Below are 25,434 nucleotides of genomic sequence, written 5' to 3'. Positions count from 1 at the left end.
GTTTGAGGACCATGGCCACTCGCACGTCCACCCCACGCGCCCGCGCCGGTGCGCCGGCGACGTCGCGCGCGACCGGCAAGACGAGCGGCTCCTCCCGTCCGCAGGGGCGACGGCCCGCACCGCCGCCGCCGCGACCCGCCCTCCCGGTCCGCATCGTCAAGGGCATGTTCATGGGGACCGCCCACCTCGTGGGCGGGACGGCTCGGCGCGTCGGTCACGGTGCCCGCGACCTCGACCCCGCGCACCGCCGTGACGGCCTCGCGTTCACGCTCCTCGGGCTCGCGATCGTCATCGCCGCGCGCGAGTGGTGGGACCTGTCGGGGACCGCCGGTGCCGTCGTGCACAACGTGGTGGCCGGGACGTTCGGCAAGGTCGGCGTGGCGGTGCCGCTGGTCCTGCTCGGGCTGGCGGTGCGCCTCATGCGGCACCCGGAGCGCGTCGAGGCCAACGGGCGCATCACGATCGGGATCGGCGCCATCACCCTGGCCGTCTGCGGCCTCGTCCAGATCGGCGCCGGGCTGCCCGGGACGGACGACATGGCGGCCCTGCGCGTGGCCGGCGGGATCGTCGGGTTCCTCGTGGGCACGCCGCTGGCGAGCCTGCTGACCCCCGGGGTCGCCGTCGCGCTCCTGATCCTGCTGGCGTTCTTCGGCGTGCTCGTGGTCACGGCGACCCCCGTGCACCAGATCGTCCCGCGCCTGCGCGGCGTGTACGACAGGCTGACGGGGAACACCCGGGCGCCGGCCGACGAGGCCGAGGACGACGCGCCCCTGGTGATCAACGCCGGGCACACGGCCGTCGCCGAGATCGAGGCGCCGCCCGCCAAGCGCAAGCTGATCGGCCGTCGACGCAAGCGCGCCGACCAGCCGGACGACCCCGACGACACGCGCCTCGACGCGTACGACGGCGACGAGGCCTTCGAGCGCGCCGCCATCGTCGCGGCCGCCGAGGCCGAGGCGGAGGCCCAGGCGGCCCGCGACGCCGCACCCGACACCGTGCCGACGACCGTGGTGAGCAAGGCGCCCCTGAGCGCGCCCGAGCCGACCCCCGTCCCGCGCGGCGAGCAGCCGATGCTCGGGGGAGACGTCCTCTACACGCTCCCCGCCGAGGACGCCCTGGCCAAGGGAGCGCCGCACAAGGTGCGCTCGGCGGCGAACGACCGCGTCGTCGAGTCCCTCACCTCCGTGCTCGAGGCCTTCGAGATCGACGCCCAGGTCACCGGCTTCACCCGAGGGCCGACGGTCACCCGGTACGAGGTCGAGCTCGGCAGGTCGGTCAAGGTAGAGCGGGTGACCGCGCTGAGCAAGAACATCGCGTACGCGGTGGCCAGCGCGGACGTCCGCATCCTGTCGCCGATCCCCGGCAAGTCCGCGATCGGCATCGAGATCCCCAACACCGACCGCGAGACCGTCTCGCTCGGCGACGTGCTGCGCTCCAGCGCCGCCAAGCGCACCGAGCACCCCATGGTCATCGGCGTCGGCAAGGACGTCGAGGGCGGGTACGTCGTCGCCAACCTGGCCAAGATGCCCCACCTGCTCGTCGCCGGCGCCACGGGCGCGGGCAAGTCGAGCTTCGTCAACTCGATGATCGTCTCGATCCTCATGCGGGCGACGCCCGACGAGGTCCGCCTGGTGCTCGTCGACCCGAAGCGCGTCGAGCTCACGCTCTACGAGGGCATCCCGCACCTCATCACGCCGATCATCACGAACCCGAAGAAGGCCGCCGAGGCGCTCGAGTGGGTGGTGCGCGAGATGGAGGCGCGCTACGACGACCTGGCGAACTTCGGCTTCAAGCACATCGACGACTTCAACACCGCGGTGCGCGCGGGCAAGGTCAAGCCGCTGCCGGGGTCCGAGCGCAAGATCGCGACCTACCCGTACCTGCTGGTGGTCGTCGACGAGCTGGCCGACCTCATGATGGTGGCGCCGCGTGACGTCGAGGCCTCGATCCAGCGCATCACGCAGCTGGCGCGCGCCGCCGGCATCCACCTGGTGCTCGCCACGCAGCGCCCCAGCGTCGACGTCGTCACCGGCCTCATCAAGGCGAACGTGCCGTCCCGCCTCGCGTTCGCGACCAGCTCGCTGACGGACTCCCGGGTCGTGCTCGACCAGCCGGGCGCCGAGAAGCTCATCGGCCAGGGTGACGCGCTGTTCCTGCCGATGGGTGCCGCGAAGCCGATGCGCACGCAGGGTGCCTGGGTGTCCGAGTCGGAGATCCACGCCGTCGTCGAGCACGTCAAGAAGCAGCTCAAGCCGGTGTACCGCCAGGACGTGGCCGCGGCACCGGTAAAGAAGCAGGTCGACGAGGACATCGGCGACGACCTCGACCTGCTGCTGCAGGCCGCGGAGCTCGTGGTCACCACCCAGTTCGGCTCGACGTCGATGCTGCAGCGCAAGCTGCGGGTCGGGTTCGCGAAGGCGGGCCGGCTGATGGACCTGCTCGAGTCGCGCGAGATCGTCGGTCCGTCGGAGGGGTCCAAGGCACGCGAGGTGATGGTGCAGGCCGACGACCTGCCGGCCACCCTCGCCATGCTGCGCGGGGCGCCCGGCGAGGACGAGGACGACCGGTACGCCACGACGGACGGTGCCCTGCCGGGCGAGCCGCCGGTGGCGACCGACTACTTCGACGGCGCTGAGGAGGACGACGCCGGACGCTGGTCCGGCGGGGGTCGGTGAGCGCCGCGTTCCCCGGCCCCTGGGGGGTCGTCAGCGTGGTGATCGCCGCCGTCGCGATCCTGGCGCTCGTCGCCGTCCTCATCCTGCTCGGCAGGCAGCGCGCACAGGTCCGGCGGGCGAACGAGCTGCTCGAGCTGTCGCGCGAGCTGCGGCACCGCTACGACGCGCTGCAGGCCGTGACCAAGGAGGGCGTGCTCGTCCAGTCGTTGGCGGGGCGGGTGCTCGACATCTCCGAGCGCGCGGCGGCGATCCTGGGCATCGACGCGACGTCGTCGGTGGGCAGGTCCGTCGCCGACCTGCCGGTGGTGCTGGTGAACGAGATGGGTCTCGCGATGAACCCGGCGGCCGTGCTGGGCCACCGCACGGGGGTGGCGCGCGCGGGGTGGACGGTGGACTCCGAGCTCGTCGGTGTGGCCCTGCCCGGCACCGACACCACCCAGGCACGCATGGTCCAGGTGGCCAGCCAGCTGGTGCCGGCCGGCGACGGGGACGCGGCGGCGGTGCTCACGACCCTGGTCGACGTGACCGGGCGCCGGGAGGTCGAGGCGGCGCTGACGCGCAGCGAGATGCAGTTCCGGGTCGCGATGGAGAACGCGCCGATCGGCATGGCGCTCGTCGACCTGGAGTGGCGGATCGTCGAGGCCAACGCCGCGTTCGCCGAGCTGCTGGGCACCAGCGTCGGTGCCCTGCGCGGGTACCGCATGGAGGATCTCAGCACGCCGGAGGGCAGGCCCGCGGAGCGCCTGGAGGTCGACCACCTGCTGGGCGGCGGCCAGCACCGGTTCTCGCTCGAGAAGCGGTACCAGCGTGCCGACGGCCACCAGGTCTGGGTCGCGCTCGACGCCGCGCTCGTTCGCACCCCGACGGGCGCCCCGGACCACTTCGTCGTCCAGGTGCGCGACTCGACGGAGTCGCGGCTCCAGGCGGAGATGCTCACGCACCGGGCGATGCACGACCCACTGACGGGGCTGGCCAACCGCACCCTGCTCCAGGAGGTGCTCCAGTCGGTGCTGGAGCAGCCCGGCGTCGTCGACCGCGTGGCGGTGCTCGCGTGCGACCTCGACGGGTTCAAGGAGATCAACGACCGCTACGGCCACGCCGCCGGCGACGAGGTGCTCGTGCACGTGGCGGGCGTGCTGCGCGCGGCGACGGCCCGCCGGGGCACCGTGGCACGGCTCGGGGGTGACGAGTTCGTGGTCGTCGTGCAGGACCTCGACGGCCCCCGCGCGGTGTTCGAGGTCGCGGCGGCCATCCACGCCGGTCTGCAGGAGCCCGTCCGGGTGGCCCGCCGACGGCTCAACGTCGCCGCCAGCATCGGGATCGCGCTCGCCGACCCCGAGTCGATCGAGGGCGGGGCCCCGGGCCTCCTGGCGGCCGCGGACGCCGCCCTCTACCGCGCCAAGGGCGCGGGCCGCGGACGGACCGAGGTCTACGACGCGTCGATGGCCATGGGCTCGCCGTCCGACCTGCACCGCGAGCTCGTCGCCGCCATCGCGGAGGACCAGCTCGTCGTCCACTACCAGCCGATCGTCGACCTGGCCGACGCCCGGGTGGTCGGGTACGAGGCGCTCGTGCGCTGGGAGCACCCGCACCGGGGGCTCCTGCTGCCCGCGTCGTTCCTCAGCCTGATCCAGGAGGCCGGCATGTCCGTCGCCCTCGGTCAGCTGGTCGCCCGGCGCGTCGTCGAGTTCGTCGCCTCCATCCACGACCGCACCCGGTGGGTCTCGGTGAACGTGTCCGCGGACCAGCTCGGCGACGGGGAGTTCGCGACGACCCTGCTGTCGGAGATCTCCCGGCACCGGCTCACCGCGGGCCGGATCGTCGTCGAGCTCACGGAGTCGTCGCTCGTCGCGTCGGGCACCCGGATCCGGCACGAGCTCACGCAGCTGTCCGCGGCGGGGGTGCCGATCCTGCTCGACGACTTCGGTACCGGCGTGTCGCCGCTGTCCTACCTGCGCGACCTGCCCGTCGCCGGGGTGAAGCTCGACATGTCGTTCACCTCCGGCATCCCCGAGGACCCGACCGCCGGCAAGGTCGCCCGCGCGCTGGGTGCGCTGGCGCGCGAGCTCGCCATGGTGACGATCGCCGAGGGGATCGAGCACGAGGAGCAGGCCGAGTACCTGCACCGCAACGGCTGGCGCTACGGGCAGGGCTGGCTGTACGGCAGCGCCCAGCCGGGCGACATCACCCGCTGACGCGTCGGACGACCACGGGGTCCGGCCCGGTCGCGACCAGCGGGGTGGTGCGCTCGGGCGCCTCGGTCCCGGCTGCGGCCGTCGCGCGCGCCTTCCGGTCCGCCACCTGGCCTCCGCTGAGCGACCCGGCACCGGCCAGGATGTCGGTGAGGGCGTACACCCGGTGGCCGCCCAGCCGGTCGACCGTGATCGGGGTCCACGTCACGCCGGTCACGCGCACGGGCCCGGCGGGGCGCCCCTGCGCGGGGAAGGCTCCTTCCCCGCGGAGCTGCGCCGACAGCAGCAGCCCGGAGTCCGTGCTCTCCGTGCAGCACTCGCCGTCCTGGTTGGAGAGGAAGTTCCCGAGCCCGTACGCCACCCACATCCCCGCTCCGTCCGGGCCGCCGGGCAGGTGTGTCACCGGCTGCGGGACGTGCGCGTGGTGCCCGATGACCAGGTCGATCACCCCCGAGTCGGCGAGCTCCTGGTCGACGGCGACCTGCTCGGGCGACGGCTCCATGCGGTACTCCACGCAGCAGTGCACGCTCGCGATGACGACGTCGGCCCCGGCGGCCCGGGCCGCGGTGGCCTGCGCGACCATCGCCGGGACGTCGATGCGGTCCACCGACCACGGCTTGTCGCTGTCGACCGGCATCCCGTTGGTCCCGTAGGTCGCGGCGATGTGCGCGACGGTGACCGTCCGGCCGGCCCGGTCGAGCGTGTACACCTGCGGCTGGGTCTGCTCGCCGGCGCTCCGGGCGGTGCCCACGTGCCCGAGCCCCGCGGCGTCGAGCGCGTCGATGGTCGCCGTGATCCCGGCGAACCCGCGGTCGACGGAGTGGTTCGACGCCGTCGAGCAGCCGTCCCAGCCCTGGTCCCGCAGCCCCGAGGCGATCGCCGCCGGCGTGGCGAACATCGGGTAGCCGCTCGGCGCGGTGCCGGCCGGTGCCACGGGTACCTCGAGGTGGCACAGCGCGAGGTCGGCGCCCCGGACCCAGGGATCGAGGGGCTCGAGCAGCGGCCCGAAGTCGTAGCCGCCGTCCGCCGAACGGGCGCTCGACAGCACCGGCAGGTGGGGCAGGACGTCGCCGGCGGCCACCAGCGAGAGCTCCACATCAGGATCGGGGGTGGGGGTCGGCGTCAGGGTCGGGGTGGGGCTCGGGTTCGACGACCGGGACGTGACCGGCGCCGCTTCGTCCTGCCCGACCGGCGGTCGGAGTGCCGCTGCCACCGCGCCGAGGCTGGCGACGAGCAGCAGCAGGATCGAGAGGGCGACGACGACGGGAGTCTGCCGCCCGGCGCGGACGTGGCGGGTCACGAGCGGACTCTATGGGGTGGACGGGGCATCTCCTGCGCGCATCTAGGCTGTCCGGGTGGTCGACGCCGTACCCTCCGCCTGGAACCTGGCGAACGTGCTCACGGTGCTGCGCATCGCGCTGGTGCCGTTCTTCGCCTGGGCTCTCCTCGCCGACGGCGGGCACACCACCTCGGGCCGGCTGATCGCGACCGCCCTGTTCGTGGCGGCCGCCGCGACGGACCGCCTCGACGGGTGGCTCGCCCGCCGGTCGGGCCAGGTCACCGACCTCGGCAAGTTGCTGGACCCCATCGCCGACAAGGTCCTCATCGGCACCGCCCTGGTGCTGCTGTCGTGGTTGGGGGACCTGGCCTGGTGGGTGACCGTCGTCATCCTCGTGCGCGAGCTCGGCATCACGGCGATGCGGTTCTTCCTCCTGCGCTACGTGGTGCTGCCCGCGTCGCGCGGCGGCAAGCTGAAGACCGTGCTGCAGTCGGTCGCGATCGGCCTGTACCTGCTCCCGCTCGACGCGTTGCCCGGGTTCGTCTCCGTGGTCGCGGTGGTCCTCATGGCCGCCGCCCTGGTGGTGACGGTGGTGACCGGGCTCGACTACGCGCGGACGGGCCTCCGGATCCGGCGAACGGCAAGCCGCCCACCCGCGGCCGGGCTCTGACGTGTCCACGGCCTCGGACCTCCTGGCGGCGCTCGGCGCCCGGGGCTGGTCCGTGGCCGTCGCCGAGTCGCTGACCGGCGGGCTCGTCACGGCGGCGCTGGTCGACGTGCCGGGTGCCTCGAGCGTCCTGCGGGGCGGGGTGGTCGCGTACGCCACCGAGCTGAAGGGCACGCTGCTCGGCGTGGACGGTGGGCTGCTCGACGCACGCGGAGCCGTCGACCCCGACGTCGCCCGCGCGATGGCATCCGGCGTCCGGGCGCGTCTGGGGGCCGACGTCGGTCTCGCGACGACGGGCGTGGCCGGGCCCGACCCGCAGGACGGGAACCCGCCGGGCACCGTGCACGTCGCGGTGTGCACGCCGGACGGCACGACCGTGCGGTCGCTGCTCCTGCCGGGCGACCGCGGGGAGGTCCGCGCCCGGTCGGTCGACGCCGTGCTCACCCTGGCTGTGGACCTGCTGAGAGCCGATCGGGGTGAATCTGCGGCATCGGCTGGGTAGTGCGCCCGCGAGCGGGAACACTGTGGAGAGTCACATCGTTGGAACCACCGTGATGAGCACTCGACCCCCGGCACGACGCATGCCTTCGCGTGTCGGCGGTGCAAGGTACGGTGGAATCCTCCCGGCACAGGGACAGCCGGGGGCGGTTTCGGCAGTCAAGAGTCCCGCGATGAAGAGCTCCGGGGAGCAGGGTCCGCGACGGACCTCGGTTCCCGGACCGGATGTGGCACGTGACGCGAGAGGGGGAGCCCGAATGGTTGTACTCCGTCGAGAGATCGGCGATGTGCTGCGGGACGCGCGACAGCGCCAGGGGCGCACCCTGCGCGAGGTGTCGTCGGCAGCCCGTGTCTCGCTCGGGTACCTGAGCGAGGTGGAGCGGGGTCAGAAGGAAGCGTCGTCGGAGCTGCTCAACAGCATCTGCGAGGCGCTCGACGTCCCGATGTCGCTCGTCCTGCGTGAGGTCAGTGACCGGGTCGCTGTCGCCGAGGGTCTGCTGATCCCCGACACGGTGCCCGCGGACCTCGCGGCGTCGGTGGCCGGTGCCGCCGACCTCGGATGGGCGCGGTCGCGGTCGGAGCTCGCTGCCATCAGCTGATCGGATGGCATCGCCCATCCCTGGATGACCGGACCGGTGTGTCGGTCCGGTCGGCGGGCGCCGATCTGCGCCCGCGACGGCGGACAGCGATGTCCGGTCGTCGTCCTGCACGGTCCGTGGACTCCCCGTCCGCGGGCCGTTGCTCGTTGTGGCGCCGTGCGCTGCCAGTGCTGAGGCAGGCCGGCGGGACCTCGGCGGTTGCCGGGGTCAGTCCCGCGCGGCCTGACAGCGCGGGCAGTAGAAGATCGGCCTCTCCATGGGCGGCTTGCGCGCCTGGCCGACCGCGATCGGGGTCCCGCAGCGGTGGCACGGCTGACGCGTCCGGGCGTGCACGCGCTCGGGGGAGCGCCCGTCGATCACGGAGCGCCGCATCTGCCGACGGGCCACGGCGAGCTGGCGCGATGCGTCGACCTGGTCGGCCGGCGTCCACGGCCAGAGCTGCTCCGCCCACAGGGACTCGGCTGCGAAGAGCGTCCCGATCCCCGCGACCACCGTCTGGTCGAGCATCACCTCGGCGACCGGCGTCGACCCGCGCGCCGCCCACCGGCGCAGGATCTCGTCGGCGTCGACCGGGTCGGCGAGGATGTCCGGCCCGAGGTGGCCGATGAGCGTGCGCTCGTCCCGCGTCCGCACGACGTCGAGCATGCCGAGGTGGTGCCCGACCGCCGTCCACTCGGCGGTCGCCAGCACCGCCCGGACGTTCGTCGCCCGGCCCGCCGCTGCCGACGTCCCCGTCCGCCAGATCCGCCAGTAGCCGTCCATCCGCAGGTGCGTGTGCAGCGTCCAGCCGTGGTCGAACCGCGTCAGCAGGTGCTTGCCGTAGGACACGGTCTCCACCACGGCCCTGCCGACCAGGTCGACCGTGGCGGCCGACGGCCAGCGCAGGTCGGACCGGACGAGGGTCTTGCCGGCGAACGCCAGCTGGAAGCGGTCGGCGGTGCGCCTCAGGACGTCGCCCTCAGGCACGGCTGCTCGCCGTCACGGTCGGTCCCGCAGACGCAGCCCGCGGGGCGTTGCGGCGAACCCTGCGGCCACCAGCGCCTGGCACAGCGTGCCCCGCAGGGCACCGTCGAGCACCTCCACCCCGTCGATCCGGACGATGGTGAGCCGGCCGGTGCGCCGCGTGCGCACGGTCGAGGCGAGTCCCTCGGCTGCGGCGGTGAGCACGCCCGCGTCCGAGCCGAACGTGAGGACCGTCCGCCCGCCGCGCTCCAGGTAGAGCACGAGCGCCCCGTCGACGAGCACCACGAGCGCGCCGGCCTTGCGGCCCGGTCGGTGCCGACCCGCGCCGGCGTCCGTCGGGTCCGGTCCGGCGACGGGCCACGGCAGCGAGGCGCCGTACGGGTTGGCCGGGTCCGTGGCGGCGAGCACGACGACCTGCAGGTCGGTCGGGCCGTCCTCGTCGGCGGACCGCTCGACCACCTGGGCGTCGACGCGCAACCGGTCGACCGCACCGGGCAGCGCGAACTGCGACCCGCCGAGCCGCTCGACGAAGTAGCCGCGGCGCACCTGCCCGCCCTGCTCCAGCGCCGACAGCACGCGGTAGACGTCGGTGAACCGGGCGCCGATGCCCTCCGCCGGAGCGACCGCCCGCGTGAGGATCCCGTGCCGGTCGAGGAGCTGGGCGGCCAGCGCGTGCGCGCGCAGCGTCGGGTCCGGCTCCCGGCCGGGCAGCAACGACCATCGCCCACCGCTCGCGGCACCGTTGAGCCCGAGGGAGCTCGACCGCGTGCCCGGGTCCCCGGCCAGCTGGACCGCCGCCCGCAGGCCCAGCCGCGGACGCAGCGGACGGCCGCGCGGTGCGGCCGCGCGCGTCTTGTGCGCCGTGCTCCCGCTGCCCAGCCACGCGCGCAGGGGCGCGAGCCCGTCGTTGGTGACGTGCCCGGTCCACACCAGGTCCCAGACGGCGTCCGCGACGTCCGCCTGGCTCGGGAAGGCCTCGTCCGGGCGCAGCTGGCGGACGCGGTCCGTGAGCGCGCCCAGGAACCAGGCACCGCCGCCACCGAGCGCCTCGAGCAGGGCCTCGTGCAGCGGTGTGTCCGGGGCGGCCTCCGCGGCACGCAGCGTGAGGTCCGCGACGGCGGTCGGGTGCAACGAGATCAGCCCGTCGTGCCCGGCGAGCGCGCCGTGACCGGCCCAGACGACCTCGCCCGCCGCGGTCAGCTCGTCGAGCATCGCGGGCTGGTAGTCCGTCACGCGCGCGGGCAGGACGTGCGTCTCGAGAGCCGACGCCGGCAGGACGGCACCCGCAAGCTGCTCGACGACGCGCGCGACGCCGTCGACCCCGCGCAGGGTCCCCGTCGCCGAGCCGCGGCCCGACCGTCCGACGGGCTGCACGCCTTGCCAGCGCGGCAGGAACACCCCCAGCGCCTGCGGGTCGACCGGCTCGACCTCCGCGCGCAGCGCGGCCAGGGACCGGCGGCGCAGCGTCCGCAGCACGTCCGCGTCGCAGAACTCGTCGCCCGTGCCGCCCAGGACGTCCGGTCGCAGCCGGCCCTGGACCAGCACGCCGCGGCCCTCCAGGCGGCGCAGCGTCTCCGTCACGACGGCGACGCCCCAGCCGTAGCGCGCAGCGGCCTGCGCGGCCGTGAACGGCCCGTGCGTGCGGGCGTACCGGCGCAGCAGGTCGCCCACCGGGTCCGGCACCACCTCCGTGAAGACCTCGGGCACGCCGACGGGCAGCGCGACCCCCAGGGCGTCGCGCAGGCGGCCGGCGTCCTCGATCGCCGCCCACTGCTCGGCGCGCTCGGGCACCACACCGCCGAGCCGCACCCGGATCACGCGACGGGCGCCCTCGAGCTCGACCAGCCAGCCGGGGACCTCGTCGCGCACCTCGGCCTTGACCCGCTCCGCCGCCTCGGACGTGGTGAGCGGGCCGTGCCGGCGCACCGCGTCGGCCAGCTGCTCGAGCGTGCCCGCCTGCCGGTCCGGGGCGCGACCACTGAGCTCGGCCTCGGTGCGGACGACGGCCTCGGGGTCGAGGAGGTCCGCCAGCTGCGACTCACCGCCCTGACCCAGCAGCTCGGCCAGCAACGTCGGGTCGAGGGTCAGCGCGGCGGCGCGGCGCTCGGCCAGCGGGGCGTCCCCGTCGTAGAGGAACTGCGCGGTGTAGCCGAACAGCAGGGACTGCGCGAAGGGCGACGGCTGCGTGGTCGTCACCTCGACGACCCGGACACGGCGCGCCACCACGTCGCGCATGAGCGTGGTCAGCGCCTCGGTGTCGAAGTCGTCCTGCAGGCACTCGCGCACGGCCTCGAGCAGGATCGGGAAGTCCGGGTACTCGGAGGCCACCGACAGCAGCTGTGCGGACCGCTGGCGCTGCTGCCACAGCGGCTGGCGGCGGTCCGGCCGACGCCGGGGGAGCAGCAGGGCGCGGCTCGCAGCCTCGCGGAACCGGGCGCCGAACATGGCCGACGAGCCGAGCTCGGCCTTGACCGAGTCGAGCACCTCGTCGGGGTCGATCATGAGGTCCGCGAGGTCGACGCCCGGGCCCGTGGACTCCGCCCAGGGGTCGTCGACCAGCGAGCCGTCGCCGGTGTCCAGCATGTCCGGCAGGCGCAGGACGATGCCGTCGTCGGAGTGCATGGCGGCGGCGTCCACGCCGTACCGCTCGCGCAGCCGCGCCCCGATGACGATGGCCCACGGCGCGTGCACGCGTGCGCCGTAGGGCGAGTGCAGGACCACCCGCCAGTCGCCCAGCTCGTCCCGGAACCGCTCGACCACCAGCACGACGTCCGACGGGAGCTCACCGGTCGCCTCGCGCTGCTCGCGCAGGTAGGTGAGCAGGTTGTCCGCGGCCCAGGGGTCCAGCCCCGCCGCCTCGACGCGCGGGCGGGCGTCGTCGTCGGACAGCGCGCCGAGCTCGCGGACCCAGGCTCCCATCGCCTGGCCGAGCTCCGCAGGCCGGCCGGGGGAGTCGCCCTTCCAGAACGGCAGCCGGCCCGGCACCCCGGGGGCGGGCGTGACCAGGACGCGGTCGGGCGTGATGTCGTCGATCCGCCACGTGCTGGAGCCGAGCGTGAACATGTCGCCGACGCGCGACTCGTAGACCATCTCCTCGTCGAGCTCGCCGACGCGCTTGCCGCCGCGGACCGTGCCGCCCGAGCGCTCGGAGTCGACCGGCACGTCGCTGGTGGTCGCGCCGCCGGCCAGGAAGACGCCGAAGAGCCCGCGGTCGGGGATGGTGCCCCCGCTGGTCACCGCGAGCCGCAGCGCCCCCGGCCGCCCGCTGAGCACGTCCCGCACCCGGTCCCACACGATCCGGGGTCGCAGCTCCGCGAACTCCTCGCTCGGGTACCGACCGGCCAGCATGTCGAGCACCGCGCGCAGCGTGGCCTCTCCCAGCCCGGAGAACGGCGACGCGCGACGCACCACGGCGGACAGCTCGTCGAGCGACCAGTCCTCGACCGCGACCATCGCCACGATCTGCTGCGCGAGCACGTCGAGCGGGTTGCGCGGGATCCGCATCGCCTCGAGCGAGCCGTCCCGCATGCGCTGGGCCGTCACGGCGGCGGGCACCAGCTCGCCGCGGAACGTCGGGAACACGATCCCGCGGGACACGGCGCCCACCTGGTGACCCGCCCGACCGACGCGCTGCAGCCCGCTCGCCACGGACGGCGGCGACCCGACCTGCACCACCAGGTCGATGGCCCCCATGTCGATCCCGAGCTCGAGGGAGCTGGTGGCCACCACGGCGGGCAGCAGCCCGGCCTTGAGCTCCGACTCCGTCCGTGTGCGCTCCGCCCGGCTCATGGAGCCGTGGTGCGCCCGCGCGAGGATCGTCGCGGCGTGCCGCGTGTCGATGCCCACGGCCGTGCCGGACTGCGCCGGGACGGCTGCCGCGCGCAGCGTCGCGGGGTCGGGCACGTCCTCGCCCGACCGCTCCGTCCAGACCTCGTTCATCCGCGCGGTCAGGCGTTCCGCGCCGCGGCGGGAGTTGGTGAACACGAGCGTCGACCGGTGCTCCGCGACCAGGTCGACGACCCGCTCCTCGACGTGCGGCCAGATCGACGGGCGGGGCAGCTGTCCGGCGGCGGCGCCCGACAGGTCGAGGTCGTCGGGCGTGACGTCGTTGCCGCGCAGGTCGGACAGGTCCGGCACGGGCACCACCACGTCGACGACGATCTTCTTGGTCGACGGCGGCTGGACGACGGTGACGGTGCGGCCACGGTCCTCCTGGGTCCGCGCGCCGCCCAGGAACTCCGCGACCGCGTCGACCGGCCGGACGGTGGCCGACAGCCCGATCCGCTGGGCCGGACCCGGGCCGCCGGGCTGGTCGAGCAGCGCGTCGAGGCGCTCGAGGGAGACGGCGAGGTGGGCGCCCCGCTTGGTGCCCGCGACCGCGTGGATCTCGTCGATGATCACCGTGCGCACGCCCGTCAGCCCGGCCCGCGCACCGGACGTGAGCACCAGGTAGAGCGACTCCGGCGTCGTGATGAGGATGTCCGGCGGTTTCGTCGCGAAGGCCCGGCGCTCGTTCGGGGGCGTGTCGCCGGTGCGGATGCCGACCGTCACGTCCGGCAGCTCCAGGCCGAGCCGGGTCGCCGCCTGCCGGATGCCCACCAGCGGTGAGCGCAGGTTGCGCTCGACGTCCGTGGCGAGCGCCTTGAGCGGCGAGACGTACAGGACGCGGCAGCGCTCGACGGGGTCGTCGGGTCGCTCGCCCGTCAGCAGGCCGTCGAGGGCCCACAGGAACGCGGCGAGCGTCTTGCCGGAACCGGTGGGCGCGACGACGAGCGCGTGCTCGCCACCGGAGATCGCGGTCCACGCGCCCAGCTGTGCGGTCGTGGGCTCGGCGAACGCCCCCGTGAACCAGGACCTGGTCGGGTCGGAGAACCGCTCGAGCACCACCCGGCCATTGTGTCGGTGCCCACTGACAGCTGCGCGCCCGCAGAGCCGTCGGGGGGTGGCAGGCTGGGGGGCGTGAGGTTACGAGAGTTCTGGCTGCTGGTGGACGAGGTCCTCGGCAGCGCGCACGGCCGCGAGCTCACGCGTGAGCTCGTCCTCCGCAAGCTCGACCAGCGCACCGCGGTCCGGGCGCTCGACGACGGCGTCGAGCCCCGGACCGTCTGGCACGCCCTCTGCGACGAGCTCGAGATACCGGAGAACGCACGCTGGGGTGCCGACGCCCGCCGCCCCGCGCCACCACGGGCCTAGGAAAGAGGACCGATGACGTCGCCGAGCCGACCACGCACCCCCGCCTGGATGCCCACGCTGCGTGACGTCGGCGAGGCGGTGCTCACCCTCCTCACGACCACCCTCGGCCTCGCGGTCGCGGTCGCGATCATCGACGGCGTCGACTCCGACACCGCGTGGGCGGTCGTGCTCGCCGCCGTCGTGGTGGCCGTCGGCGACCTGCTCCTGCGGGCTCCGCTGCGGTTCCTCGCCCGTCGGGGGAGCGCCGCGCTCGCCCTCGGCCTCGGTCTGCTCGCGCAGGTCGCGGTGCTGTGGCTGGCGCTCTCGTTCGTCCCCGGCATCGGTGCCGACAACCTGTGGTCCGTCCTCGGCGTCCTGGTGCTCACGGCGCTCGTCATGGCGGTCGGGCGGTGGCTGATCGGCGCGAGCAACAGCGACTACGTGGTCTCGGACCTGGTGCGGCGTGCGCGTCGGCAGGCCCGTCGCGAGGGCGTCCGTGCGCCGTCCGCGGGCGAGCCGCGCGCTGCCGGGATGCTCGTCGTGCAGCTGGACGGCGTCGCCGCACCGGTGCTGCGCGAGGCCATCGAGGCGGGCCTGGCACCCAACGTGCAGCGCTGGGTCGAAGGCGGCAGCCACACGCTCGAGGACTGGTGGGCCCGGATCCCGTCGACGACGCCGGCGAGCCAGGCCGGTCTGCTGCACGGCGACTCCTCCCAGATCCCCGCGTTCCGCTGGTGGGACCGGGACCTCGGTCGGCTCGTCGTGACCAACCACCCGGAGGACGCCGCGCTGGTCGAGCAGCGCCTGACCACGGGCAAGGGCCTGCTCGCGGGCGGCGGCACGGCCGTCTCGACGATGTTCTCCGGTGATGCCGAGACCAGCTTCGTGGTGATGAGCCGGTCGCGGACCAAGGGCCCCGACGGCGGCCTCGGCCCGGGGCCGGCGTACGTGCGCTTCTTCGCCAGCCCGTTCGTGCTGGCCCGCGCGGTGACCCTGTCCGTGGGAGAGATGCTCAAGGAGCTCTACCAGGCGCACCGGCAGCGCATCCGGGACGTTCAGCCGCGCATCTCGCGCGCCGGCTGGTACGTGGTGCTCCGGGGGATCACCAACGTGCTGCTGCGGGACCTCAACACCTCCCTGGTGGCCGAGGCGCTGCTGCGCGGTGCCCCCACCATCTACGTCGACCTCGTGGACTACGACGAGATCGCCCACCACGCCGGACCGACGCGCCCCGAGTCGCTCCGGTCGCTCGAGGGCCTCGACCGCGTGCTCGGCACGCTGGAGCGCGTCGTGGCGGTCGCTCCCCGTGACTACGAGATCGTCGTGGTCTCCGACCACGGCCAGGCTCTGGGCGCGACCTACGAGCAGCTCGGGGGCGAGACCCTGCTCGACTCGGTGCGCGCGCTCATGGCGGAGCCTGCCGCCGACGGTGTCGAGAGCGACACCGGCGAGGACTGGGGGCTGCTGAACGCGCTGGTGAACAGCGCGCTGAACCTCTCCCGCGGGTCGGCGGTCCTCGGTCCCGACCAGGGCCGTGCCAAGCAGCCGTCCGGGCCGGGGGACCTGCCCGACGTGGTCACCGTGGGCTCGGGGAACCTCGGGCTGGTCTGGTTCCCGCAGGTGCCGCACCGCCTGACGCTCGAGGACTTCCAGGAGCGCTGGCCCGGCCTCGTGACCGGGCTCGCCGCCCGGCCGGGGGTCGGCGTCGTCGTGGTCGACACCGAGGAGCAGGGCCTCGTCGCGATCGGCCCGCGCGGGCTGGTGCTGCTGGAGCAGGACGGCGCGGTGCCCGAGGGGGAGGACCCGCTGCTGCCGTACGGTCCGCGCGGGCACGCGGACCTCCTGCGGGCGGCACGGCTGCCGCACACCGGCGACCTGCTCCTCATCTCCACCGTCACGGGCAGCGGCCACGTGCACGCCTTCGAGGGGCAGGTGGGGTCGCACGGCGGCATCGGGGGCGCGCAGAACCACGCCTTCCTGCTGCACCCGACCCGCTGGGAGATGGCCGACGAGCTGCGCGAGCCCGTCGGCGACGTCGAGATCCTGGTGGGCGCCGAGCTGGTGCACGAGCAGCTGGTCCGCTGGGCGGACGCCGCCGGCCTGCGCCCATGACCCTGCGGCTGCGCTGGCTGGGGCACGCGAGCACCGTGCTCGACGTCGACGGCGTCCGCCTGCTCACCGACCCGCTCCTGCTCCGCCACGCCGGGCTGCTGCGCCGCCGGGGCGCGGCACCCCGGCGCCAGGACTGGCAGGGCGCCGACGCGGTCCTGCTGTCCCACCTGCACCACGACCACGCCGAGCTCGGCTCGCTGCGTCTGCTGCCCGACGTCCCGGTGCTGACCGCACCCGCGAACGCCCGGTGGCTGCGCGGCCGGGGCGTCGGCGCGGCCGTCGGGCTCTCCGACACGCACTGGTGGCAGGTCCCGGGCTCCGACGTCCGGCTGCGGCTGGTCCCCGCCGTGCACGTGCACCGGCCGATGCCCCACCGGCCGAACGCGACGCACGGGTTCGTGGTGGCGACCAGGTCGTTCCGTGTCTGGTTCGCGGGGGACACCGCGCCGTTCGCGGCGATGGCGGACATCCCCGCGCTCGCGGGCGGTCCGATCGACCTCGCGCTGGTGCCCGTGGGCGGCTGGGGACCGCGGCTGTCCGGGGGGCACATGGATGCCGTGCAGGCGGCGCGCGCCTGTGCCGTCGTCGGGGCGCGGGCCGCGGTCCCGGTGCACTGGGGGACGTTGCACGCCCCCGTGTCGCGACGCCTCCCGCCCGGCTGGATGGACCGCGCGGGGCCGGCGTTCGCGCACGCGGCCGCACGGGTCGCGCCGTCCGTGCAGGTGCACGTGGTGGAGCCCGGCGACCAGATCGAGCTGGTGCCGACACGCTGACGGCGTGTCGCGTGCATCGAACACCTGTTCGGCTAGGCTGACGGACGCGGGTGCACGACCGACCCGCCCACAGCCCCCGCCGGCAGCCGCCGGCCCCCGGGGTGCGGGCGGAGCGGTCGGTATGTCGGTGGTCGGACATAGCGTCGCTCGTGACAAAGACCAGCCCCCGTACCGCAGCAGCAGCTGCTCGAGACAGACGAGGTCGACATGCCCGCACCGAAGGATCGCGAGAAGGCCCTCGAGGCCGCGCTCAGCCAGATCGACCGCCAGTTCGGCAAGGGGTCGATCATGCGGCTCGGGGACGACGGCCGCGCGCCGGTCGAGGTCATCCCCACCGGCTCCATCGCCCTGGACGTCGCTCTCGGCATCGGCGGGCTGCCGCGCGGCAGGGTCGTGGAGATCTACGGCCCGGAGTCCTCCGGCAAGACCACGCTCGCGCTGCACGCGGTCGCCAACGCGCAGAAGGCCGGTGGCATCGCCGCGTTCATCGACGCGGAGCACGCGCTGGACCCGGAGTACGCCAAGAAGCTGGGCGTCGACACCGACGCGCTGCTCGTCTCCCAGCCGGACACCGGCGAGCAGGCGCTCGAGATCATGGACATGCTGATCCGCTCCGGCGCCATCGACATCATCGTCGTCGACTCGGTCGCCGCGCTCGTGCCCAAGGCCGAGATCGAGGGCGAGATGGGCGACAGCCACGTGGGCCTCCAGGCCCGGCTCATGTCCCAGGCGCTGCGCAAGATCACGGGGGCGCTCAACTCGTCCGGCACCACGGCCATCTTCATCAACCAGCTCCGCGAGAAGATCGGCGTGATGTTCGGCTCGCCCGAGACCACCACGGGTGGCAAGGCGCTGAAGTTCTACGCGTCGGTGCGCCTGGACATCCGTCGTATCGAGACGCTCAAGGAGGGCACGGAGGCCGTCGGCAACCGGACCCGCGTGAAGATCGTCAAGAACAAGATGGCCCCGCCCTTCAAGCAGGCGGAGTTCGACATCCTCTACGGGGTCGGGATCTCCCGCGAGGGCAGCCTCATCGACATGGGCGTGGAGCACGGCTTCGTGCGCAAGTCCGGCGCCTGGTACACGTACGAGGGCGACCAGCTGGGCCAGGGCAAGGAGAACGCCCGCGGGTTCCTGCGTGACAACCCCGACCTGGCCATCGAGCTGGACAAGAAGATCAAGGAGAAGCTCGGCATCGGTGCCCGGGTCGACGCGCCCGCGGACGCCGTGCCGGCCGTGGACTTCTGAGCAGCCTCATGACCAGCAGTACCCGACGTCGAGGGCGGTTCGGCACCGAGCCGCCCTCGACGGGTGCAGCGGCACAGGATGCGGAGCCGGACCAGGAGTCCGTGGCGCGGGCGATCGCGCTGCGGCTCCTGACCTCCTCGCCCCGCAGCCGCGCGCAGCTCGCCGAGGCGATGGCACGCAAGGACGTTCCCGACGAGGTCGCGGAGCGGGTGCTCGACCGGTTCACCGAGGTCGGGCTGATCGACGACGTCGAGTACGCCCGGATGGTCGTCCGGACGCGGCACGCCGAGCGCGGGCTCTCCCGCCGGGCGATCGCGGTCGAGCTCCGGCGTCGGGGGATCGACGAGGAGGTGGCCGGCGACGCGCTGGCGCAGGTCGACGCGGATGACGAGGAGTCGGCCGCGCGGGCCCTCGTCCGGCGCAAGCTCGCCTCGACCGCCGGCCTGGACCCGCAGACGCGGTCCCGGCGGACGTTCGCGGCGCTCGGGCGCAGGGGCTACCCACCGGGGCTCGTGGCGCAGCTCGTGCGCGAGGAGCTCGCGGCGCAGGACGCGCCGTCTGACCTCGACGTGGACGGGTTCGACGAGACACGGTGACCTTTCGGACGGCTCGGGACACACCGGTCCCGACTCCGAGGGCCGTGTGACCGAACGGCGGTGACTGTGCGCGACAATGGCCGCACCCCGCGCACCGGCACCGCTGCGCGACGTGCGGTCGGACCAGGAGGACGTTGTGGATGCAGGCGCCATCGGCACGATCGTCGGACTGCTCGGCGCGTGCCTCGTGGCCCTCGTCCTCGTCCTCGTCGCCCGGCGGGAGGCCGGCCTGCAGCGCTCCCGTGCCGAGGCCGACGTCGCCTCCATCAAGGACGCCGCACGCGCGATGCGTGAGGACGTCGAACGGCGCGAGAAGCGGCTGACCGAGCGCGAGCAGTCGGCTGCCCGCGACCGGGCCGAGATCGACGAGCTCGAGCGGCGGGCCCGGGTCGAGCTCGAGGCCGCAGCCGAGGCACGCCGGACGAGCGCGCGGGTCCTGGAGGAGTCGGAGCGCGCGGCAGCCGCACGCGCGGCCGCGGCGGAACGGGAGGCGCTCGCCGAGCTGGAGTCGGTGACCGGCGTCACCGCCGACGACGCCCGCGCCGAGCTGACCCGCCGGCTCGTCGAGCAGGCGCAGAACGACGCCGCCGCACAGGTGCGACGCGCCGAGGCGCAGGCCCGGCGGACCGCGGACGCCCGTGCGCGACGGATCGTCACCACGGCCGTGCAGCGCCTCGCCGTGCCGACGAGCACCCAGTCGCCGCTGACCGTCCTGGCGCTGCCCACGGACGAGATGAAGGGCCGGATCATCGGCAAGGAGGGCCGCAACATCCGGTCCTTCGAGGCTCTCACCGGCGTGAACGTCCTGGTCGACGAGCAGCCCGACGCGGTGGTCCTCTCGTGCTTCGACACGGAACGTCGCGAGGTCGCCCAGGTCACCCTCGAAGCACTGATGGCGGACGGTCGCATCCACCCGCAGCGGATCGAGCAGGCGTACGCCGAGGCGCTCGCCGGCGCGGACGAGCGCACCGACTCCGCGGGTCACGACGCCGCCGAGCGGGCCGGCGTGAGCGGGTTGCACCCGACGCTCGTCCGCACGCTCGGCCGGCTGCGTCTGCGCACGTCCTACGGGCAGAACGTGCTGGAGCACCTGGTGGAGACGGCACAGCTCGCCGCCACCCTCGCCGCGGAGATCGGTGCGGACGTCGAGATCACCCGTCGGGGCGCGTTCCTGCACGACCTCGGGAAGGCCCTGACGGCGGAGCTGCCCGGTACGCACGCCAAGCTCGGCGCCGACCTCGCTCGCCGGCACGGGGAGTCCGCGTCGATCGTGAACGCGATCGCCGCGCACCACGACGAGGTGCCACCGGAGACGGTGGAGGCGGTGCTCGTGCAGGTCGCGGACGCGATCTCGGCGTCTCGCCCTGGAGCCCGGCGCGAGGAGCTCGGTCAGTACGTCGAACGCATCGACAAGCTCGAGCAGCTCGTGGCCGCCCACGCCGGTGTGCGGCGTGCGCTGGCGATGTCCGCGGGCCGCGAGGTGCGCGTGATCGTGGAGCCGTCCGAGGTCGACGACCGTGCCCTGCCGCAGCTGGCGGTCGCGATCGCCCGCCACATCGAGGCCGACCTGGCGTACCCGGGCGAGATCACCGTGACCGTCGTCCGGGAGATGCGCGCCAGCGCGACCGCTGGTTAGTCGTTCCCGGTCGCCACGACCAGGCTGGGCGGTTCCGCCCGCGGCTTGCCCGCCGTGCGGCGACCCACGCGTCCCGCCAGCCGGTCGGCGAACTTGGTGATGGCGTAGTTGATGACGATGAAGATCAGCGCGGCGACGACGAGCGACTGCAGGATGTTGCCGTTGCCGGAGCCGAACCGGCGGGCCGCGTCGAGCAGGTCGGGGTACGTGATGATGACGCCGAGCGCGGTGTCCTTGAGGATGACGACCAGCTGGCTGGTGATCGCGGGGAGCATGGCGATGAGGGCCTGCGGCACCTCGACGAGGCGCAGCGACTGACCGTCGCGCAGCCCGACGGCGAGGGCGGCCTCCCGCTGACCGCGGGGCAGGCCGTGCACGCCGGAGCGCACCAGCTCGGCGAACACGGAGCCGTTGTAGAACGTCAGGCCGAGCACGACGGCGACGAGCGGGACGTCGGACGGGTCGAGGATCCTCAGCTGACCGAGACCGAGGTAGAAGAAGATCATCATCAGGAGCACGGGGACGGCGCGGAAGAACTCCACGATCGCGCCGCTGGCCGCGCGCACGGCGCGGGATCCGGACAGGCGACCCAGCCCGAAGACGAACCCGAACACCGCTGAGGTGACGATGGAGATGCCGGCAGCCGTGAGGGTGTCGATCAGCCCGGGGATCAGGTAGTTGACCCACGGGCTCGCCGTCAGGAACGGCTTCCAGAGGGCGGGGTCGAGCTGACCCTTCTCCTGGAGGCGCAGGAGCACCCACACGGCGATGCCGGCGACGACGATGGTCGCGGCGATGTTGACCCACACCATGCGTCGGCGGGCGACGGGTCCGGGGACGTCGAACAGGGTGCTCATCGGGCCACCGCCAGTCGTCGCGAGAGTGCGGTGGTCGCCAGGCCGATCGGCACGACGATGAGGACGAACCCGAAGGCGAAGGTGAGGAAGATCGCGAGGATCACGTCGGGCCGGAACTCGATCATGGTGCGCATGAGCCCGGAGGCCTCAGCGACGGACGCGGCAGCGGCGACGGTCGAGTTCTTGGTCAGCGCGATCAGCACGTTGCCCAGGGGGGCCACCGAGCCGCGGAAGGCCTGGGGCAGGATGATCAGCCGGGCGGCGGGCCAGAACGAGAGCCCGATGGCGCGGGCTGCCTCGGCCTGTCCCACGGGCACCGTGTTGACGCCCGAGCGCAGGGCCTCGCAGACGAACGCCGCGTGGTAGACGGTGAGGCCGACGACCGCGAGCCGGAAGAAGTTGGTCTGGAAGTCGGGGGAGAGGGTGACGCCCAGCTGCCCCCAGAGCCCGAGCACGCAGAAGACCATGATGATCGTCAGCGGGGTGTTCCGCAGGAGCGTCACGTACGTCGACCCGGCCCAGCGCAGGCTCGGCACAGGGGAGATGCGCATCGTCGCCAGGACGGTGCCGAGGATGAGCGCCAGGATGCCCGCGAAGAACGTCAGCTGGATGTTGACCCAGAACGCCGCGGGTACGTCGAACTCGTCGAACAGCGACAGGAACTGCTGGAAGTAGCCGTCGTCCACCGACGCTCCTTGCTCTTGGAGGGACCGGTGGCTCGCGCGGCTGACGCGCGAGCCACCGGTCCGTCAGGGGGTCAGGCGCAGGCGGCGGGCGTCGGAGGGTTCAGGTCCTCGTTCGCCTTGTAGCCGGAGGCGCCGACGTTCTTGTCGAGCAGCTCCTGCCAGGTGCCGTCGTCGACCATCTTGGTGATGGCCTCGTTGATGGCCTCGCACTGGTCGCTCTCCTTGGGGAGGCCGACGCCGTAGTTCTCCTCGGAGAACGGGTTGCCGACGACCTTGACCTTGCCCTCGTTGGCGGGGACGGCGGCCAGGCCGGCCAGGATGATGTCGTCCGTCGTGACCGCGTCGACCGTGCCGGCGGTCAGGGCCGTGACGCACTCGGCGTAGCCCGGCTGCTCGAGCAGGTTGGTGCCCGCGGCGTACTCGTCCTTGATGCGCTGGGCGGACGTGGAGCCGGTGACCGAGCAGAGGTTCTTGCCCTCGAGGTCCTCGGGGCCGCTGATGGAGTCGTCGTCCGCGGCGACCAGGAGGTCCTGCCCGGCGACGAAGTACGGACCGGCGAAGGAGACGACCTCCTTGCGCTTGTCGGTGATCGAGTAGGTCGCGAAGATCATGTCGACCTGGCCGTTCTGCAGCAGCGTCTCGCGCTGTGCCGACGGTGCCTGGACCCACTCGATCTGGTCCTCGCCGTACCCCAGCTCGCCCGCCACGAACTTCGCGACGTCGACGTCGAACCCGGTGTACTCGCTGCCGTCCTGGAAGCCCATGCCGGGCTGGTCGAACTTGATGCCGATCTTGATGGTGCCCTCGGCGCCGCCGGTCGCCTCCGTCTCCTCGCTGGTCGCGCCGGCGTCGGTGTCGGTGTCGCCGCCGTCGCCGCTCGAACAGCCGGCGAGCGTGAGCGTGGCCGCGGCAGCGAGTGCCAGGACCAGTCGTCCTCTGCGCATGGTGTGTCCCCTTCGTGTGGTGTGCAGTGTCGGGTCGTTCTCAGTGGGGGTGAGGGTCAGTGGGTCAGGATCTTCGAGAGGAAGTCACGCGCGCGCTCGCTCTTCGGGGCGGTGAAGAACGTCTCGGGGTCGGACTCCTCGACGATCTGGCCGCCGTCCATGAAGACGACGCGGTTCGCGGCCCGGCGGGCGAAGCCCATCTCGTGGGTGACGACGATCATCGTCATGCCGTCCTTGGCGAGGCCGACCATGACGTCGAGCACCTCGTTGATCATCTCGGGGTCCAGCGCCGACGTCGGCTCGTCGAACAGCATGACCTTCGGCTGCATGGCCAGGGCGCGCGCGATCGCGACGCGCTGCTGCTGGCCGCCGGAGAGCTGGGCGGGGAGCTTGTCGGCCTGGTTGCGCACCCCCACCCGGTCGAGCAGGGCGAGCGCGATCTCCTTGGCCTTGGCCGGCTTCACGCCCTTGGCCTTGACCTGGCCCAGCACGACGTTGTCCAGCACGGTCTTGTGCGCGAAGAGGTTGAACGACTGGAAGACCATCCCGACGTCCGCCCGGAGCCGGGCGAGCGCGCGGCCCTCGGCCGGGAGCGGCACGCCGTCGAGGACGATGGTGCCGGAGTCGATGGTCTCGAGCCGGTTGATCGTGCGGCAGAGCGTCGACTTTCCGCTCCCCGACGGCCCGATGATGACCACGACCTCACCGCGTCGCACGGTCAGGTCGATGTTCTGGAGCACGTGCAGGGCGCCGAAGTGCTTGTCGACCCCGCGGAGCTCGACGAGGGCGTCGGTCGTCGTGCCGGTCGGGGCGGGCGGTGCGGCTGAGATGTCCACCATTGGATGAACCTATGGGGGGATCGCCTGATCTGGCGAGCCGCGAGGGTCACGGTTCGGCAACGCACCCGTCAAGCAAGATCCCAGGTGAGGGGCTCACGGCGAGCGGCCGTACCCTTGTCGGTGATGTCCACGACCCTGCCCGCCGCCCTGCCGGACCTGCACCCGGTGCCCTCCGGCGACGCCGCACGCACCTACCTGGTCAAGACGCTCGGCTGCCAGATGAACGTGCACGACTCCGAGCACATGGCCGGGATGCTCGAGGAGGCGGGCTACGTCGCGGCGAGCCCGGCCCAGGCCGCCGACGAGGACGCGGACGTCATCGTCATCAACACGTGCGCGGTCCGCGAGAACGCCGCCGACAAGCTCTACGGCAACCTCGGCAGGCTCGCCGCGGCCAAGCGGGCGCGGCCCGGCATGCAGATCGCGGTCGGGGGCTGCCTCGCCCAGAAGGACCGCTCGGGCATCGTCGAGCGCGCGCCGTGGGTCGACGTCGTGTTCGGCACGCACAACCTCGACGTCCTGCCGGCCCTCCTGGAGCGCGCACGCCACAACGCCGCGGCGCAGGTCGAGATCGAGGAGTCGCTCAAGGTCTTCCCCAGCACGCTGCCCACCCGGCGCGAGTCGGTCTACGCCGGCTGGGTCTCCATCAGCGTCGGCTGCAACAACACGTGCACGTTCTGCATCGTCCCGCACCTGCGCGGCAAGGAGCGGGACCGTCGGCCGGGGGAGATCCTCGCGGAGGTGGAGGCGCTCGTGTCCCAGGGCGCGATCGAGGTGACGCTGCTGGGCCAGAACGTCAACTCCTACGGGGTCGAGTTCGGGGACCGCGGCGCGTTCGCCCGGCTGCTGCGCGCCACAGGTGCGGTGCCGGGTCTCGAGCGGGTCCGCTTCACGTCTCCGCACCCCGCCGCGTTCACCGACGACGTCATCGAGGCGATGGCCCAGACGCCGACCGTCATGCCGCAGCTGCACATGCCGCTGCAGTCGGGCTCCGACCGCATCCTGCGGGCCATGCGCCGCTCGTACCGCTCGGAGAAGTTCCTGGGCATCCTCGACCGGGTGCGGGCCGCGATGCCCGACGCCGCGATCACGACCGACATCATCGTCGGCTTCCCGGGGGAGACCGAGGAGGACTTCGCGGAGACGTTGCGCGTGGTCGAGGCGTCGCGGTTCTCGTCGGCGTTCACGTTCCAGTACTCGCCGCGCCCGGGGACGGCCGCGTTCGACCTGCCCGACCAGCTGCCCAAGGCCGTCGTGCAGGAGCGGTTCCTGCGGCTGACGGCCCTGCAGGACCGCATCTCCCACGAGGAGAACCGGGCCCAGGTCGGCCGCACCGTCCAGGTGCTCGTCGCGGAGACCGAGGGGCGCAAGGACGGTTCGACGCACCGCGTCACGGGCCGCGCCGCCGACAACCGCCTCGTGCACCTCGCCCTGCCGGCCGATGCGTCGGACGCCCCGCGCCCGGGCGACCTGGTGACGGTCGAGGTCACGCACGCAGCGCCGTACCACCTGGTCGCGGACTCCGCCCTGACCGGGGGGACGTTCCTCGTCCGCCGCACCGCGTCGGGCGACGCGTGGGACCGGCGCCGCACGGGCACCGACGAGCACAGCCACGGCGGTGCGGGCGATGCCTGCGGGACGGGTGGACCGACCGGTCCGGTGGTCCTCGGCCTGCCGACGCTCGTGCGCCGCTGACGC

At 73.4% G+C, this 25,434-nt stretch carries 19 protein-coding genes; 12 read left to right on the top strand and 7 right to left on the bottom strand.

The features are described 5' to 3' along the window. Window positions 1–11: 11 nt before the first annotated feature. Complete coding sequence (locus CXY01_RS06020) at window positions 12–2,675, top strand: FtsK/SpoIIIE family DNA translocase (protein ID WP_146926205.1); 2,664 nt, start codon at window positions 12–14, stop codon at window positions 2,673–2,675. After that, a complete protein-coding gene (locus tag CXY01_RS06015) occupies window positions 2,672–4,870 on the top strand; it encodes a putative bifunctional diguanylate cyclase/phosphodiesterase (protein WP_146926204.1) in 2,199 nt (732 codons plus the stop codon). Before CXY01_RS06020 ends, CXY01_RS06015 begins: the two co-directional genes overlap by 4 nt. Here CXY01_RS06015 and CXY01_RS06010 read toward each other — a convergent pair. Continuing rightward, a complete protein-coding gene (locus CXY01_RS06010) occupies window positions 4,860–6,167 on the bottom strand; it encodes a CapA family protein (protein ID WP_146926203.1) in 1,308 nt (435 codons plus the stop codon). The genes CXY01_RS06015 and CXY01_RS06010 overlap by 11 nt on opposite strands. Before the next feature lie 55 nt (window positions 6,168–6,222). On the opposite strand from CXY01_RS06010, the gene pgsA reads away from it, so the two are divergent. The 3 genes from pgsA to CXY01_RS05995 all read left to right on the top strand — a co-directional run bounded on the left by pgsA (window position 6,223) and on the right by CXY01_RS05995 (window position 7,910). After that, window positions 6,223–6,816, top strand: coding sequence for a CDP-diacylglycerol--glycerol-3-phosphate 3-phosphatidyltransferase (gene pgsA, locus CXY01_RS06005; protein WP_146926202.1), 594 nt, complete (start codon window positions 6,223–6,225; stop codon window positions 6,814–6,816). 1 nt (window position 6,817) lies between these two features. Next, window positions 6,818–7,315 carry a CinA family protein gene (locus CXY01_RS06000; RefSeq protein WP_146926201.1) on the top strand — a complete coding sequence of 166 codons (498 nt, stop codon included), beginning with the start codon at window positions 6,818–6,820 and terminating at the stop codon, window positions 7,313–7,315. Window positions 7,316–7,568: 253 nt separating this feature from the next. Then, complete coding sequence (locus CXY01_RS05995) at window positions 7,569–7,910, top strand: helix-turn-helix domain-containing protein (RefSeq protein ID WP_146926200.1); 342 nt, start codon at window positions 7,569–7,571, stop codon at window positions 7,908–7,910. A gap of 207 nt (window positions 7,911–8,117) precedes the next feature. Here the strand turns inward: CXY01_RS05995 and CXY01_RS05990 are convergent, their stop codons facing one another. After that, on the bottom strand, window positions 8,118–8,876 hold the full coding sequence (locus CXY01_RS05990) for a DNA-formamidopyrimidine glycosylase family protein (RefSeq protein ID WP_146926199.1): 759 nt from the start codon (window positions 8,874–8,876) through the stop codon (window positions 8,118–8,120). A 12-nt stretch (window positions 8,877–8,888) separates the two neighbouring features. Then, the gene (locus CXY01_RS05985) at window positions 8,889–13,760 is read right to left on the bottom strand and encodes an ATP-dependent helicase (protein WP_146926198.1); all 4,872 of its coding nucleotides are present in this window, start codon (window positions 13,758–13,760) and stop codon (window positions 8,889–8,891) included. A gap of 72 nt (window positions 13,761–13,832) precedes the next feature. On the opposite strand from CXY01_RS05985, the gene CXY01_RS05980 reads away from it, so the two are divergent. The 6 genes from CXY01_RS05980 (at window position 13,833) to rny (ending at window position 20,410) form a co-directional block, all read left to right on the top strand. Continuing rightward, window positions 13,833–14,066, top strand: a complete 234-nt coding sequence (locus CXY01_RS05980) for a DUF3046 domain-containing protein (RefSeq protein WP_146926197.1) — start codon at window positions 13,833–13,835, stop codon at window positions 14,064–14,066. 12 nt (window positions 14,067–14,078) lie between these two features. Then, window positions 14,079–16,157, top strand: a complete 2,079-nt coding sequence (locus CXY01_RS05975; RefSeq protein ID WP_146926196.1) for an alkaline phosphatase family protein — start codon at window positions 14,079–14,081, stop codon at window positions 16,155–16,157. Then, complete coding sequence (locus CXY01_RS05970) at window positions 16,154–16,930, top strand: MBL fold metallo-hydrolase (RefSeq protein ID WP_146926195.1); 777 nt, start codon at window positions 16,154–16,156, stop codon at window positions 16,928–16,930. The genes CXY01_RS05975 and CXY01_RS05970 overlap by 4 nt, the downstream gene beginning before the upstream one ends. Window positions 16,931–17,137: 207 nt before the next feature. Next, on the top strand, window positions 17,138–18,178 hold the full coding sequence (gene recA, locus CXY01_RS05965; RefSeq protein ID WP_146926194.1) for a recombinase RecA: 1,041 nt from the start codon (window positions 17,138–17,140) through the stop codon (window positions 18,176–18,178). Between the two features lie 8 nt (window positions 18,179–18,186). Continuing rightward, entirely contained in the window at window positions 18,187–18,774 is a 588-nt protein-coding gene (locus tag CXY01_RS05960) for a regulatory protein RecX (RefSeq protein ID WP_146926193.1), read from the top strand. Between the two features lie 76 nt (window positions 18,775–18,850). Further along, complete coding sequence (gene rny, locus CXY01_RS05955; RefSeq protein ID WP_146926192.1) at window positions 18,851–20,410, top strand: ribonuclease Y; 1,560 nt, start codon at window positions 18,851–18,853, stop codon at window positions 20,408–20,410. On the opposite strand, the gene CXY01_RS05950 is transcribed toward rny, so the two are convergent. The 4 genes from CXY01_RS05950 to CXY01_RS05935 form a co-directional block, all read right to left on the bottom strand. Next, the gene (locus CXY01_RS05950; RefSeq protein WP_146926191.1) at window positions 20,407–21,267 is read right to left on the bottom strand and encodes an amino acid ABC transporter permease; all 861 of its coding nucleotides are present in this window, start codon (window positions 21,265–21,267) and stop codon (window positions 20,407–20,409) included. The genes rny and CXY01_RS05950 overlap by 4 nt on opposite strands. Beyond that, window positions 21,264–21,953: an amino acid ABC transporter permease gene (locus CXY01_RS05945; RefSeq protein ID WP_146926190.1), complete on the bottom strand. Its 690-nt coding sequence runs from the start codon at window positions 21,951–21,953 to the stop codon at window positions 21,264–21,266. Before CXY01_RS05945 ends, CXY01_RS05950 begins: the two co-directional genes overlap by 4 nt. Window positions 21,954–22,024: 71 nt before the next feature. Further along, entirely contained in the window at window positions 22,025–22,897 is an 873-nt protein-coding gene (locus tag CXY01_RS05940; RefSeq protein WP_146926189.1) for a glutamate ABC transporter substrate-binding protein, read from the bottom strand. Window positions 22,898–22,953: 56 nt separating this feature from the next. Next, entirely contained in the window at window positions 22,954–23,736 is a 783-nt protein-coding gene (locus tag CXY01_RS05935) for an amino acid ABC transporter ATP-binding protein (RefSeq protein ID WP_146926188.1), read from the bottom strand. Window positions 23,737–23,859: 123 nt separating this feature from the next. Between CXY01_RS05935 and miaB the strand changes: the two genes are divergently transcribed. Continuing rightward, window positions 23,860–25,431, top strand: coding sequence for a tRNA (N6-isopentenyl adenosine(37)-C2)-methylthiotransferase MiaB (miaB, locus tag CXY01_RS05930; protein WP_146926187.1), 1,572 nt, complete (start codon window positions 23,860–23,862; stop codon window positions 25,429–25,431). Window positions 25,432–25,434: the final 3 nt, after the last annotated feature.

The sequence above is a fragment of the Cellulomonas xylanilytica genome (genome assembly GCF_007989805.1).
Classification (GTDB): domain Bacteria; phylum Actinomycetota; class Actinomycetes; order Actinomycetales; family Cellulomonadaceae; genus Cellulomonas; species Cellulomonas xylanilytica.
This window is presented reverse-complemented; position numbering and strand designations above follow the sequence as displayed.

Coding starts and splice junctions, on each gene's coding strand:
- rny (WP_146926192.1), top strand. CDS start 18,851: ATGGCCGCACCCCGCGCACCGGCACCGCTGCGCGACGTGCGGTCGGAC.
- miaB (WP_146926187.1), top strand. CDS start 23,860: ATGTCCACGACCCTGCCCGCCGCCCTGCCGGACCTGCACCCGGTGCCC.
- CXY01_RS05960 (WP_146926193.1), top strand. CDS start 18,187: ATGACCAGCAGTACCCGACGTCGAGGGCGGTTCGGCACCGAGCCGCCC.
- CXY01_RS05940 (WP_146926189.1), bottom strand. CDS start 22,897: ATGCGCAGAGGACGACTGGTCCTGGCACTCGCTGCCGCGGCCACGCTC.
- recA (WP_146926194.1), top strand. CDS start 17,138: ATGCCCGCACCGAAGGATCGCGAGAAGGCCCTCGAGGCCGCGCTCAGC.
- CXY01_RS05950 (WP_146926191.1), bottom strand. CDS start 21,267: ATGAGCACCCTGTTCGACGTCCCCGGACCCGTCGCCCGCCGACGCATG.
- CXY01_RS06020 (WP_146926205.1), top strand. CDS start 12: ATGGCCACTCGCACGTCCACCCCACGCGCCCGCGCCGGTGCGCCGGCG.
- CXY01_RS05975 (WP_146926196.1), top strand. CDS start 14,079: ATGACGTCGCCGAGCCGACCACGCACCCCCGCCTGGATGCCCACGCTG.
- CXY01_RS05935 (WP_146926188.1), bottom strand. CDS start 23,736: ATGGTGGACATCTCAGCCGCACCGCCCGCCCCGACCGGCACGACGACC.
- CXY01_RS05995 (WP_146926200.1), top strand. CDS start 7,569: ATGGTTGTACTCCGTCGAGAGATCGGCGATGTGCTGCGGGACGCGCGA.
- CXY01_RS05970 (WP_146926195.1), top strand. CDS start 16,154: ATGACCCTGCGGCTGCGCTGGCTGGGGCACGCGAGCACCGTGCTCGAC.